Origin of the sequence: Streptomyces boluensis (genome assembly GCF_009908195.1) — a bacterium.
Lineage (GTDB): Bacteria > Actinomycetota > Actinomycetes > Streptomycetales > Streptomycetaceae > Streptomyces > Streptomyces boluensis.
Genome location: NZ_JAAAHS010000208.1, coordinates 1 through 13307, shown reverse-complemented (window position 1 = coordinate 13307; position 13307 = coordinate 1). Strand labels below are relative to the sequence as shown.

Genomic DNA, 13307 nt, shown 5'->3' with positions numbered 1-13307 from the left:
CCCCGTAGAGAGCCCCACTTCCCCCCTCGCTCTCAAGGAGCCTCCATGCGTAAGCGCACCGGCGCCCTGGCCGCCGCCGTGACCTCCCTGCTCCTCTTCAGCGCCGCCCCGGCCGAGGCCTCCGTCATCTGGGACGGCGACGCGGGCGGGGGTACCGGGGTGTTCTCCTCGGTGCTCTGCGACTCCCCCGGCAGCGTCGGCACGCAGGACAACGCCGACGGTCGCGGCACGGTCTTCAAGTTCAACAAGCCGCTCGGGCTTGAGCGTTGCGAGGCCCACGGGATCACCGTCAACGGCTCCCGCTACACGTTCCGGAACAACTCCACGTACTGGATCGGCTGGGACACCTCCACCAACACCCCGGACGCCGGGACGATCTTCCAGTGGAAGTCGTACGGCACGGGTGACCAGCAGCAGCAGAACTATCCGGTGCTCATGAAGGTCGAGGGCGGCGTCCTCAAGCTGTTCCACATCGAGGTCGGCGAGAAGTGGACCCTCAAGTGGTCCACGCCCGTCGCGACCAGTACGTACCACCGCGTGGTGCTCGGCATCCACACCTCTTCGGACGCGTCCGGCGGGTGGGTGGCGGCGTTCCACAACGGCACCAAGGTCGCGGAGTTCTCCGGCCGCACCTGGGACGACCTCGGCAACGACACCCGCTTCGGCACGTACGGGGCCGAGGTGAAGGACAAGCGCGTCATCAACTGGATCGACGGGCTCCGGGTCGGGACGACGTACGGCGACGTGGACTGAGCCCCCCCCCCGCGTCACAACCCGATCGGCCCGCGCAGCGTCAGGCCCCCTCGCCGCACGAGGACCGCACCTTCAGCTCCGGCAGCACGTCGAGGTGCTGTCGCGCGGCGGGCGCCGCGGTCAGGCGGTCCATGAGCAACTCAGCGGCCCGCGCGCCGACTTGGCGCTTCGCGGGGGCCACCGCGGTCAGTGGCACGTCGGCAAGGGGCGCCACCTCGTCGTCGTACGCGATGACCGCCAGGTCCTCCGGGACGCGCACGCCGCGGGCCTGGAGGCGGGGGATCAGGACGATCGCGTCGGCGTCGCTGTGGACCAGGGCGGCCGTCACTCCGTGCGCCTCGACGGCCTCGCAGAGGTAGGCGAGGGTGCGCTCGAAGCGGTCGGCCGCCTCGGTGGAGGGCACGGCGTCAAGGGGGGAAACGGGGGCGGGGTCGAGGCCGAGCGCCTCGACGGCGGCCGCGTACCCGGCCTGCAACTGGCCACGGTGCGGGGCGTGTTGGGCTGCGAGGGCGACCTTGCGGTGGCCGAGCCCGGCGAGGTGCGCCACGGCGATGGCCGCGCCGTACGCATGGTCGGTCCTGACGCGGTCGAGTCCCGCCGCGGGGTGTCCGGGCGGCGCCCAGCGCTCGACCAGGACGGTCGGCACGCCGAGCTCGGTCACCCACGCTCCGGCGCCCGGCTCGGGTGCGCTCCGTTCCCAACTCGGCGTCAGGAGCAGCCCGTCGGCGCCCGTGGACAGCAGCCGCTGGGCCTGCGGGCCGTCCTCGTCGGGCAGATAGTGCGAGAGCCCCACGACGAGCCGGGCGCCGCGCGCCTCGGCGGCCTCGCGGGCGCCCTGGACCACCTCGGCGTAGTAGTAGCCGGTGGTCGGTACGACCATGCCGAGCACCAGGCCCTCGGCGGAAGGCAGTTGGGCCTCGGATGCGGTCTCGGATGCGGTCTCGGCGCCGCGCGGCGCGGGTACCTGATCCCCTGGCCACACGACGGCGCCGTGCAGCCGGTGCACGCGGCCCCGCGTGGCCAGGGCCTCCACGTCGCGGCGCAGGGTGACGGCGGACACGCCCAGTTCCGCGGCGAGTTCGGCGACGCGGACGCTGCCCCGTTCCCGTACCAGTGCGAGGACCCGCTCGTGACGCCGGTCGACATGCGGCCGCATGGCGCTTCCCTCCGTCAGGTCAGGTCCGCCAGCATAACGATCGCTTCCGATCAATACGCTCAGTCCGACGTGAGGGCTCAGGCCGAGCGTTCCCACTCCTCCGCTGTGACGGGGTGTGCGAACGGGCGGCCGGTGACGTAGCGCTCCAGTTCGTCGGTGGCGGCGGCTGCCATGCGGTGGAGTTCGTTGCCGAGGGAACCGGCGATGTGCGGGGTGAGGAGCACGTTCGGAAGGTCGTAGAGCGGGGAGTCCGGCGGCAGCACCTCCGGCACTGTCACGTCCAGTACGGCGTTGAGTCGGCCGCTCGACAGCTCGTCGGTGAGCGCCTGTTGGTCGATGAGCGAGCCTCGGGAGGTGTTGATGAGAGTCGATCCGGTGGGCATCATCGCCAGCCGGTCGCGGCTGATGAGGTGCTGGGTCGCGGGCAGTTCGGGGGCGTGCACGCTCACCACGTCGCTCCTCGCGCAGAGTTCGTCGAGGCCGACCGCGTGTGCGCCGAGACGCTCCGCCTCACCCGGCCGCAGATACGGGTCGTGGAGCAGCAGCAACAGGTCGTGCGCACGCAGCAGTTCCAGGACCCGGCGGCCGATCCGGGAGGCCCCGACGATGCCCACCGTGCGGCGGTAGTTTCCCGTGGAGGCGTACGCGGCCTGCCAGTCGTGGGCGGCGCGACGGTTCCGGTAGTCCTCCCGGATGCGCCATACGTCCTTGTTCGCGAGCAGGACGAGGGCGACCGTGTACTCGGCCACGGGTCGCGCGTTGGCCCAGGCCGCGGACGTGACTTCGATGCCGCGCCGCCAGCAGGCGTCGGTGATGTGGTGCTTCACGGACCCGGCCGCGTGGATGACGGCACGGAGCCGGGGAGCCGCCGCCAGGACGTCCTCGGTCAGGGGCGGGCAGCCCCAGCAACTGACGATCACCTCGGCCGTGTTGAGGGCGGCCGCGGCCTGCGGCGTACTGAAGTCGTCGACCACCAGGGCCGGATCGAGGTCGGCGAGAGCGGTCAGCCGGCGCATCGTGTCCGCGTCGATCAGCCTGGCGGCCAGGTCGGCGTGCATGGCGAGCAGGGCCCGTGGCCGGTGGCCGGGCACTGCCCTGGGTGCGGCGTCCGTGACGGGAAGGCGGTTGTGCACGGGCTTCTCCCGGGAGAGGTCTTGCTCTGCGGGCGGGTGGTGCTCGTCGTCGCGGTCAGCGAACTCGGCTTCGCCGGGCCTCCCGGTGTCCGTCACTTGACCGATCCGGCGGTCAGTCCGGCCTTCCAGAACCGCTGCAGGGCGATGAACGCCACGACCAGGGGAACGATGGCGAGCAGGGACCCGGTGACCACCAGCGGGTAGTACTCGGGGAAGGCGCGGGTCTGGGTGTTCCACGAGTAGAGCCCGAGGCTCACCGGGAAGAGTGTGGTGTCGGAGAGCATGACGAGCGGCAGGAAGAAGTTGTTCCAGATGGCGGTGAACTGGAACAGGAAGATCGTCACGAAGCCCGGCATGACCATGCGCAGGCCGATCGACCAGAACGTCCGCAGTTCACTCGCCCCGTCCACACGGGCGGCTTCGAGGACCTCCCCGGGGACGTATCCGCCGCAGAACACCCTGGCCAGATACACACCGAACGGGTTGACGAGCGAGGGCAGGAAGACGGCCCAGAAGGTGTTCACGACTCCTGCCTTCGAGGCGAGGAGGTACATCGGCAGGGCCAGTGCCGTGGTCGGCACGAGCACGCCGAGCAGGACGAGGCCGAACAGCCGCTCCTTGCCGGGGAACCCGTAGACGTGGAAGGCGTAGCCGGCGGCCACACAGATGAACGCGCAGAGGGCGGCGCCGACTCCCGCGTAGAGAAGGGAGTTGAGGTACCAGCGGAAGTAGATGCCGTGGCCGGTGGACGCGAGGTCGGCGAGGTTCTGGCCCAGGTGCCAGCGGTCGGGTGTCAGGGTCCGGCCGCCGAGCAGGTCGCCGGTGTTCTTGGCGGCGGCCGTCACCAGCCAAAGGAGCGGAAGGAGCATGTAGAGCGTGGCGAGGAGCAGGACACCGTTCACCACGGTCTTCGACATCGACCAGGACGGGCGGCGCTTCGGCCCGGGGAGGTCGAAGGACGGGAGGGACCGGGCCGGCCGGCGCGTCTTCAGGGGCGTGCTGATGCTCATGCCTCGGTTCCTTTCGCCTCGGTGGAACGGCCGCCGGAGAAGCGGGTGACGAGGAACGAGAGGGCGGCTGCCGCCAGGGCGAGCAGTACGGAGGCGGCGGCGGCCAGTCCGTAGTCGTTCCGCTCGAAGGCCGCGGTGTAGGCGTACATGTTGGGCGTCCAGGTCGTGACCACGCCGGGGGCCGCGCCGTGCAGGATCATCGGTTCGGTGAACAGCTGCAGGGAGCCGATCACGGTGAACAGTCCGACCATGGCCAGCGAGGGCCGGATCAGCGGGACCTTGATGCTCAGTGCGGTACGGAGCGGTCCCGCGCCGTCGACGACGGACGCCTCGAGGACTTCGCGGGGTATCGCCTGGAGAGCGGCGAAGAAAATGATGAGGTTGTAGCCGGTCCACTCCCACAGGGCGATGTTGACCACGGCAGGCACCGGAGCGCCGAGCACGTCGGCCTGGAGACCGGCCGCGTCCAGGGCTCCGATCACCGGGCTCACCCCCGGTGTGTAGAGGTACATCCAGATCAGGGCGGCGATGATGCCGGGCACCGCGTGCGGCAGGAACAGCGCCAGCTGGAAGAAGCGCTTCGCGCGGGCAAGGGCCGAGTCGAGCAGCAGCGCGAGCAGCAGCGAGAACCCGGTCATCAGCGGGATGTACAGCAGGCAGTACAGGGCGAGGTTGAGGAAGCCGTCACGGAACGCGGAGTCCTCGAGTGCGCTCGCGTAGTTGCCGAGACCGGCGAAGACGCGCTCCACACCGCCGAATCCGAGGCCCGACCGCTCCTCTCGGTACAGGCTCAGATAGACCGCGTTCCCGATGGGAATCAGGGTGCAGACGGTGAACAGGACGAAGAACGGGAGCAGGAGAAGGGCCGGTGCCCCCGGCCGCGCCCGCCGTGGCCGCCACGCCCACTGTGGCCGCCGCGCCCGCCGGGGCCGGGCAGGGCGGGCGGCAGGTGAGGTGACGCCCTGCGGCGCGGGGGCGACCACTAGTCCGTCACCTTGATGCCGCGGTTGCCCAGCTCCTTCTTCGTCGCTGCCTCCGCCTCGCGGACGGCCGCCATGATGTCGTCCCCGCCGCTGCCGGCCTTGGCGAACGAATCCTTCAGGGAGTTGTTCGTCGTACCCATCACAGGGCCCCAGGACCAGTCCGGCTTGATGGTGCCGGTGGCGTCCTTGTACAGCCCGTAGACGTCCTGCTCGCCGAACAGCGCGCTCTTGAACGCCCGTTGTGCCACCGGCACCAGCTCGGGTGCGGCGGGGTACGCGGACGACGTGCCGGATGCGATGCGTGCCTTGATGCCCGCCTCCGTGGTGGTCGCCCACTCGGCGAACTTCACGGCTGCCTCAGCCTTCTCGCTGTCCTTCGACACCGCGAACGTGGTCCCGCCGAGCATGCCGCTCGCGGCCGTACCGCCGGTGGTCGGAATGGGCGCGGCCGCCCACTTGCCGCCCTGGTCGGGGAGCGTGCCGTCCAGTACGCCCGCGCCCCAACTGGCCCCCAGATAACCGGCGGTCTCGCCCTTCTGGAGCGAGGCCGTCCACTGCTGGGAGAAGGAGGGCATGACATGGATCAGGTCGTCGTCGACCATCTTCTGCCAGTAGCCGGCGGCCTGCCGGGTCGCCTTGTCCTGGAAGCCGACCTTCCAGGTCTCGCCCTCGGTCTTGAACCACTGCGCGCCGGCCTGCCACGCCATCGCCTCGAAGGTGTTCGGATCGTCCGGGAAGAAGGTGGCGATACGGGCCTTCGGGTCGGCCTTCTTCACCTTCTCCGCGTCCGCGCGGAACTCGTCCCAGGTCTTCGGCGGGCTGGTGATGCCGGCCTTCTTGAAGATGTCCTTGCGGTAGTAGAAGGCCTGGGGCGCGACGTCCTGCGGCAGCGCCCAGGTGGCACCGCCGAGCGAGGTCAGGCGCATGGCCTGCGGGAGGTACTTCGAACGGACGTCGGCGGAGACGTACTTGCTGATGTCCTGGACCGCGCCACGGCTGACGAAGTCCGGCAGTTGCGGGTACTCGACGTTGTAGAGGTCGGGGGCGTTGCCGGCCTTCACCGCGTTGGAGATCTTGGCGTAGCCGCCGGCGTTCCCGGACGGGATCTCCTGGAATTTCACCCGCACGTCCGACTGGTCCGCGTTGAAGGCGTCGACGACCTCCTTGGTGCCCTTGGCCCAGCCCCAGAAGGTGATCGTCACGGGCCCGTCCTGTCCGGACGCGTCCGCACCGTCGCCGGCGCCGCACGCGGAGAGGGTGGCGAGGCTCAGTGCGGTGGCCGCCGCGACGAAGCCCGAACTCCAGGCTCTGTTAGGGCCTTTCTTTCGGATCAGCCCGGATCCGGTCGACGGGGCGTCTCGGTCGGCCTGAGTGGGGTCTGGTGCGTGCAGCTGCAAGGCGGAGGAGGGCGCCACTGCGGAGCATTGGCAACCGACGACAACGCCGCAGATGTGCGTGCCAGACCCCACGCCCCCGGGATGATCCGAAAGAGAGGCCCTAAGGCGGGAGAACGAGGAAGAAGACATAGCGCGGCTCCTTGAAGGTCGCGAACGCCGGAGTCCCGCCGGCGCTGCCAGGCGCTGAATTGATGGACATCCTGAGACGCACTTCGATCGGAGTCAAGACCTCGCGATCAAATGACCTGATGCGATCAATCCTCAACTCGCCCCACTGGAGCGGCAGATGGCCATGCGCCGCTGCATCGGGCCTCTACTGCACCCCCGGAGCCGGCTGTTACGGTGCGACCGCCCCTGATTACTTGATCAGAACTTGCCTCTCCGATACTTGCCTCTCCGATGCGCATCGACTGCCTCCGCATCGGACCGGGACGGCCGTCGACGAAGGGCCCGCCATGCAACTCCCGCCCGAGGACCGCATCCTGAGCCCGCTCACCGGCTGGACGAGAACACACTGGGAAGCCACCGCCGACGGCCTGCTCGCCGCCGTACGCCGCTACGCGAGCCCGCGCCACGCCCTCATCGACCTTCCCGGCCCTCGGCCGAGCTGGTCCGGCCGCCGCTCCGACGGCCTGGAGGGATACGCCCGCACCTTCCAGCTCGCCGCCCTGCGGGTGGCCGGGGCGGGCGGTGAGGACGCGCACGGACTCCTCGAGCGGTACGCGGAAGGCCTGGACGCCGGCACCCGTACCCCCACCACGGAGCGCCAACTCGCGGACGGCGACGGCGAGTCCTGGGGGGTGATCACCGACCGCGGGCAGGCCATGGTGGAGGCCTCGACCGTGGCCCTGTCCCTGCGCCTCACCCGCCCGTGGCTGTGGGACCGGCTCGACGACGGCGTCCGCGAACGGGTCGGGAGCTGGCTCGCCGGAGCCCTCCGGCACACGCCGCACGACAACAACTGGTGGCTGTTCCCCCTCACGGTCGGCGGGTTCCTCAAGGACGTCGGCATCGAGCCGGACGCGGCCGGAGCAGCCGTCGACCGTGGCCTCGCCGCGATCGACCGGTGGTATCTGGGCGAGGGCTGGTACACCGACGGCCGCCCGCGCGCCTTTGACCACTACAACGGCTGGGCCATGCACCTACTGCCGGTCCTGCACGCGCAGTTGGCGGGCGACGTGGCGCTGACGAGGGTGTACGGCGAGCGGCTCCGCGCCTATCTGGACAGCTACGCGCGCACGTTCGGCGGCGACGGAGCACCGGTCCATCAGGGCCGCTCGCTGACCTACCGGTTCGGGGCGGCGGCGTCCCTCTGGGCCGGGGTCATCGCCGACAGCACGCCGCTGGCTCCGGGAGCCACCCGCCGGATCGCGTCCGGAGCGCTGCGCTACTTCCTCGACCGGGGCGCGGTGGACCAGCGCGGGCTACTCTCCCTCGGCTGGCACGGCCCGTACCCGCCGATGGTGCAGTCCTACTCCGGTGCCGCTTCGCCGTACTGGGCCTCCTGCGGCTTCCTCGGACTGCTCCTGCCGCCCGACCACCCCGAGTGGACCGCGACGGAGCAGCCCGCGCCCGCCGAGTCGGCCGACCATGTGCGTGGACTGCCGCAGCCTGGATGGCTGATCCAGTCCACCGTCGCGGACGGGGTCGTACGCCTGCACAACCACGGCAGCGACGACCAGCCCGCCGACGAGGTCGCCTCCGACAACCCGCTCTACTCCGCGCTCGCCCACTCCACGGTGACCGGCCCGACGGAAGACCTGCCGGACAACCACTTCGGTCTCGAACTCGACGGCGCCATCAGTGAGCGCGGCCGGATCGAACCGCTCGGCGCCGGTCCCGGCTGGGCGGCGTCCGCCCACCACCCCCGTATCGGCGGCCGGCAGCTCCGGGGCGTCGACATCACCTCGCTCACGCTCGTGCACGGCAGCGACGAGGTACGGCTCCACGTCGTGACCGGAGCGCCGCCCGGGACCCAAGTGGTGCACGGGGGCTGGGCGTTGGCCGGGGAGGAGTTCGAGACGGGGACCGGCGACGCGGCCGCGCGGGCATGGGTGGGCAACGAGGACGGGCTGCGCAGCCTGGCCCGCTGTGTGCTCGGCGCGGGTGGCGCCGAGGTCGCGCGCTCGCCGGCGGGCACAGCGTTCGGCCCGTCGGCCGCGGCGCCCGTGCTACGGGGACGTACGGGTCAGGGGACGAGCCTGTTCGCGGGTGCGTTCCGCCTGGCGGGCGCGGGCGGCAACGGGGAGTTGGGCGAGCCTCGGGTCGAGGTCGAGATCGCGCCGCGGTCGAGCGGCGGCGGCTGGTCGATCACGGTGCTGTGGCCGGAGGGAAGCGAGCACCGCGCGACGCTGGGCACCCGGTCCGTCGAGGTGACCGGCACACCTGGGCAGTGAGCACGGGCCCCGTGACTCAACAGTCCGTACCCCGCCGGTAGTTGGGCACGACTCACACCGGATCGCCGCAGGACGCACGGATCTTGAGCGACGGCAGCAGCTCGATCTGATGCACCGGCAGATCGGCGCCCGCGTCAAGGCGCCGCAGCAACAGATTCAGCGCTTCCGCCCCGACGGCCCGCTTCGGCGGGGCGACCGCCGTCAGTGGCGGGTCCGACAGCGCGGCGTACACGTCGTCGTAGGAGATCAACGCCATGTCCTGGGGCACGACCAGACCATGTGTCCGCAGCAGCGGGGGCAGTTGGATGGCGTCCTGGTCGTTGTGGACGAGTACGGCGCGGGCGCCCGCGCGGGCGGCCTCGGCGATCTGCGCGGCCAGGTCCCGGTCGTCGCCGGAAGAGTGGGCGTTCCCCGGGTTGGGCACGTCGATCACGGGCAGTTCCGTCAGGCCGAGGTGGTGCACGGCCGCGGCGTACCCGGCACGTACTTCGTGCGCGGTCCGGGTGTCGCCACGGGCCGCGAGCAGGACCGAGCGGTGCCCGAGTTCGGCCAGCCTGCGCAGTGCGAGGAGTACGCCGTGGCGGTGGTTGGAGCAGACCGCGTCGAGCTGCGCGGCGGGGCTCGCGGGGGCCGCACGGCGCTCCACGAGGACGGCGGGTACGGGCAGTTCGCCGAGCCAGTCGCCGCCGGCGAGGCCGTCGCCGGGTGCCGTATTCGGCGTGAGCAGCAGCCCGTCCACCCCCGACTCGAGGAGCCGGTCGACCTGTGCCTGATCGCTGTCGGTCTCGTAGGGGGCGATACCGAGGATCACCCGGGCGCCCGCGGCGGTCGCTGCTTCGCTCGCACCGGCCACCACCTCGTCGAAGTAGTTGTTGACCGTCGGTACGAGCATGCCGATGACCCGCCCCGGGCCGCCCGCCGCCGCCCCTGAGCCGGTGTCCGCGGGCAGGGACACGGATCCGTGCGTACGCTCGATCTTCCCCTCGTCGGCGAGCGCGGCGACATCGCGCCGGATGGTGACGGCGGGGATGCCGAGACGGGACGCGAGCTCGACGACCCGGATCGTTCCGGATCCCCGCACGACCTCAAGAATGCGCGTACGACGTTCCTGCGCCGAAGTGGTCATCGGGTTCCTCCCCTGTGCCCGCCCGCAGCGGGATGCGGCGCCTGTCACCTCGTGTGAACCCGGAGATCGGGTATCGGGTATCGAGAAGATACCTGATCATCTCTGGTCATCTGATCGCCACAGTAATCAGGCAGCCGGCAGGGCGGGCACAGGGCCGGGCCTACCGGCCGGGCCCGTTGTAGGCCCCCCGGTTCGGCTTGGCGGTGGCGGAGACCGGGTTCCCCCAGTAGTCGCGGCCGCCGTTGGCGCTGACCACCGCACCGTTGCCGAGGACGGGTGAGGTCGACTTCAGCTGGTAGCCGTCCACGGAGTGGATGGTGTCGCCACCGCTGCCCGGGTCGACGAACTGCGGGTCCCCGACGATGCCGTTGGCGGTCGGCCGTGGCACACCCTGGAAGACGTTCCACTGCCAGGAGATCCCGGTGCCGGTGGGCAGAGCGGAGTCGGCGGTGCCCACCCAGATGTTGTTCTCGACGACGCTCTCGTCGGGGAGGGTGATGTCGAACTTCTTGCCCACGCAGTACAGAACGTTGTTGTACATGCGGAGCGCGGACCTGCCGGCGCTGACGCTGCTCATCCGGCAGTCGTTCTCGGAGATGTTTTGACTTGCTCCTCGGGCTGAAGCCCGAGGATTCTGGCCTTCCCTCCCCAAGTCTGTGCTGCTAGGCGGCACGGGCTTCGGGAGGGAATCCGCGGCTTCCTGTTTCGTCGCGCTGCGCCAGAACGAGTTCTGGTCTTACCTGCGCTCCACAGGCTGATACCGCCAGTCCGGCGGCCTGTTTCACGTTGCGTGCGGAGTTGATGTCCCGGTCGAGGAGTGTCCCGCAGGCGGGGCAGGTCCACTCCCGAACGTGGAGTGGTTTAGGCCCGTCGCGGCGGCCGCAGTGCGAGCAGGTCTGGCTGGTCGGGACGAACCGGCCAACCTTGATCAGGGTGCGTCCGTACCGTTCGGCCTTGTACACGAGCATGGCCACGAACTGCGCCCAGCCCGCGTCGTGCACACTCTTCGCCAGCCTCGTACGCGCCAGCCCCTTCACCGCCAGGTCCTCCACAGCGACCGCTTGGTTCTCGCGGATCAACTTCGTGGACAACTGATGGTGGAACTCGCGGCGCGCATCCGCCACTTGAGCATGGGCGCGGGCAACCTTGAGCCGGGCCTTCTCCCGGTTCCTCGATCCCTTCCGTTTACGGGACAGCTCCCGCTGAGCCTTCTTCAGCTTCTTCTCCGCACGGCGCAGGAACCGTGGGGAGTCGATCTTCGTGCCGTCGTCGAGGATCGCGAAGTGCGTAAGCCCCAGATCGACCCCGACACTCTGGTCGCTGCCGGGCATGCGGGCGGCATCCGCGTCCTGGGTGGTGTCGATGACGAACGAGGCGAAGTACCTCCCGGCCGCGTCCTTGATCACAGTGACCGAGGTAGGAGTGCTGGGCAGGGTGCGTGACCACTTCACCTTCACCGCCCCGATCTTCGGCAGACTCAGCCGCCCGCTTTCGGTGACCGACCAGCGAGCGTTGGCGGTGAACCGGATCGACTGCCGGCTGTCCTTGCAGGACTTGAACCTCGGCGCCCTCAACCTGGGCCCCTTGCGTTCGCCTTTGAGGGAGGCGAAAAAGTTCCGGTTGGCCGTCTCGGCATCGCGCAGGGACTGCTGCAGCACCACCGCGGAAACCTCACCCAGCCACGAGCGGGCCTCGGACCGCTTCGCCTCGGTGATCAGGCGCTTCGACAGCTCCCCTGCCTTCGGGAACGGCAAGCCCGCCGCACGCGCGTCCAGACGCGCACGTACAACGTCGTTGAACACCACGCGAGCGCACCCGAACGCCCGCGCCAACGCCGCACGTTGAACCCGATCCGGGTACAACCTGAAGGCGTACCGAAGCTGCATACGAAGCAACGTACGCACGTACGACCACCAGCGAGACCCCAAGACCAGAACTGTCCGACACTGCACGTTTATGGCGCATGCGCTCATAGTTGCCGCGATCAAATCCGGCACAACGAGTTCACGAACGATCACCTGACGGGCCAACACATGGGTGGTCTTCGCTTCACCACCGGGGTGAAGCCCGATGCACTACGAATGAATCCCGGTAGCGGATGACCTGCCGCGCCCCGCCGATCGTGCCGCAGCCGTCGCAGTCGAGGAAAAAGCCGCCCTAGGCCGCCCGCAGCGAGCGGAAGAACGCCCGGATGTCACCCACGAGCAGCTCGGGCACCTCCATCGCCGCGAAGTGCCCACCCCGCTCGTACTCGGTCCACCGCACGATGTTGTCGGTACGCGCCGCGATGTGCCGCAGCGGTACGAAGTTGTCGTACGGGAAGACGGCGAGGGCGGTCGGGGTGGCCGAGGGGGCGAAGGGCCGGCCCGCGGACTCGGCGTGCGCCCGCTCGTAGTAGACGCGGGCGGCGGAACCCGCGGTGCCGGTCAGCCAGTAGAGCATCACGTTGGTGAGCAGCTGGTCGCGGTCCACCGCCTCCTCGGGGCGCTCGCGCGCGCCGGTCCACTCCTTGAACTTCTCGGCGATCCAGGCAAGCTGCCCAACCGGTGAGTCCGTAAGCCCGTACGCCAGGGTCTGCGGCCGGGTCGACTGGATGTCGGCGTAGCCCTGCCGCTCGCGGGTCCACTCCTGGTGCCGGGCCCAGGAGGCGAGGGTGCGGGCCCGCTCGGCGGGGCTGAGGGCGCCGAGTTCGGCCTCGGTGGGTGCGCTGGTCTGGTGGGCGCCGGGCAGCAGGTTCAGGTGGACGCCGAGGACGCGGTCGGGGTGGGTGCGGCCGAGCTCGCGGGAGACGGCGGCGCCCCAGTCGCCGCCCTGCACGCCGTAGCGCGGGTAGCCGAGGCGGGCCATCAGCTCGGCGAAGGCGCGCGCGATGCGCCGGTACTCCCAGCCGGTGTCCCGGGTGGGCCCGGAGAGGCCGAAGCCTGGGAGGCTCGGCAGCACCAGGTGGAAGGCGTCGGCGGGGTCGCCACCGTGCGCGCGCGGGTCGGTGAGCGGACCGGCGACCGCCTCGAACTCCGCGAAGGAGCCGGGCCAGCCGTGTGTCATCAGGAGCGGCATCGCGTCGGGCTCCGGCGAGCGGATGTGGGCGAGGTGCACGGTGGCGCCGTCGATCACGGTCCCGAACTGCGGCCACCGGTTGAGCCGCGCCTCGGCGGCACGCCAGTCGTAGCTGTGCCGCCAGTGGTGGGTCAGCTCACGCAGGTAGTCGAGCGGGACGCCGTACTCCCAGCTGGTGCCGGGGAGTTGGTCGGGCCACCTGGTGCGGTCGAGCCGTTCGTTCAGGTCGTCGAGGTCGCTCTGCGGGATGTCTATGCGGTACGGGTGGAGATGGTTGTCGGGGGGTGGGGCGGGGG

The 13307-nt window shown here is 70.3% G+C and carries 11 protein-coding genes; 2 read left to right on the top strand and 9 right to left on the bottom strand.

Annotated elements, in window-relative coordinates:
- Positions 1 to 45: 45 nt before the first annotated feature.
- Positions 46 to 753 carry a heparin lyase I family protein gene (locus GUY60_RS23455; RefSeq protein ID WP_161700999.1) on the top strand — a complete coding sequence of 236 codons (708 nt, stop codon included), beginning with the start codon at positions 46 to 48 and terminating at the stop codon, positions 751 to 753.
- A gap of 40 nt (positions 754 to 793) precedes the next feature.
- Here the strand turns inward: GUY60_RS23455 and GUY60_RS23450 are convergent, their stop codons facing one another.
- The 5 genes from GUY60_RS23450 to GUY60_RS23430 form a co-directional block, all read right to left on the bottom strand.
- Positions 794 to 1909: a LacI family DNA-binding transcriptional regulator gene (locus GUY60_RS23450; RefSeq protein ID WP_161700997.1), complete on the bottom strand. Its 1116-nt coding sequence runs from the start codon at positions 1907 to 1909 to the stop codon at positions 794 to 796.
- Positions 1910 to 1986: 77 nt separating this feature from the next.
- The gene (locus tag GUY60_RS23445; protein ID WP_161701006.1) at positions 1987 to 2967 is read right to left on the bottom strand and encodes a hydroxyacid dehydrogenase; all 981 of its coding nucleotides are present in this window, start codon (positions 2965 to 2967) and stop codon (positions 1987 to 1989) included.
- A gap of 167 nt (positions 2968 to 3134) precedes the next feature.
- A complete protein-coding gene (locus tag GUY60_RS23440; RefSeq protein WP_161701005.1) occupies positions 3135 to 3959 on the bottom strand; it encodes a carbohydrate ABC transporter permease in 825 nt (274 codons plus the stop codon).
- Between the two features lie 89 nt (positions 3960 to 4048).
- The gene (locus tag GUY60_RS23435; RefSeq protein WP_376771310.1) at positions 4049 to 5035 is read right to left on the bottom strand and encodes a carbohydrate ABC transporter permease; all 987 of its coding nucleotides are present in this window, start codon (positions 5033 to 5035) and stop codon (positions 4049 to 4051) included.
- Positions 5035 to 6366 carry an ABC transporter substrate-binding protein gene (locus GUY60_RS23430; RefSeq protein WP_312866396.1) on the bottom strand — a complete coding sequence of 444 codons (1332 nt, stop codon included), beginning with the start codon at positions 6364 to 6366 and terminating at the stop codon, positions 5035 to 5037. Before GUY60_RS23430 ends, GUY60_RS23435 begins: the two co-directional genes overlap by 1 nt.
- 521 nt (positions 6367 to 6887) lie before the next feature.
- Between GUY60_RS23430 and GUY60_RS23425 the strand changes: the two genes are divergently transcribed.
- On the top strand, positions 6888 to 8828 hold the full coding sequence (locus GUY60_RS23425; RefSeq protein ID WP_161700993.1) for a DUF2264 domain-containing protein: 1941 nt from the start codon (positions 6888 to 6890) through the stop codon (positions 8826 to 8828).
- Positions 8829 to 8880: 52 nt separating this feature from the next.
- Here the strand turns inward: GUY60_RS23425 and GUY60_RS23420 are convergent, their stop codons facing one another.
- The 4 genes from GUY60_RS23420 to GUY60_RS23405 all read right to left on the bottom strand — a co-directional run bounded on the left by GUY60_RS23420 (position 8881) and on the right by GUY60_RS23405 (position 13266).
- Entirely contained in the window at positions 8881 to 9954 is a 1074-nt protein-coding gene (locus GUY60_RS23420; RefSeq protein ID WP_161700991.1) for a substrate-binding domain-containing protein, read from the bottom strand.
- Positions 9955 to 10114: 160 nt separating this feature from the next.
- A complete protein-coding gene (locus GUY60_RS23415) occupies positions 10115 to 10531 on the bottom strand; it encodes a hypothetical protein (RefSeq protein ID WP_246235505.1) in 417 nt (138 codons plus the stop codon).
- 85 nt (positions 10532 to 10616) lie between these two features.
- The gene (locus GUY60_RS23410; RefSeq protein WP_161700989.1) at positions 10617 to 11840 is read right to left on the bottom strand and encodes an RNA-guided endonuclease InsQ/TnpB family protein; all 1224 of its coding nucleotides are present in this window, start codon (positions 11838 to 11840) and stop codon (positions 10617 to 10619) included.
- A gap of 271 nt (positions 11841 to 12111) precedes the next feature.
- Positions 12112 to 13266 (bottom strand): epoxide hydrolase family protein, encoded by a 1155-nt coding sequence (locus GUY60_RS23405; RefSeq protein ID WP_161701001.1) that lies wholly within the window; start codon positions 13264 to 13266, stop codon positions 12112 to 12114.
- Between the last annotated feature and the right edge of the window lie 41 nt (positions 13267 to 13307).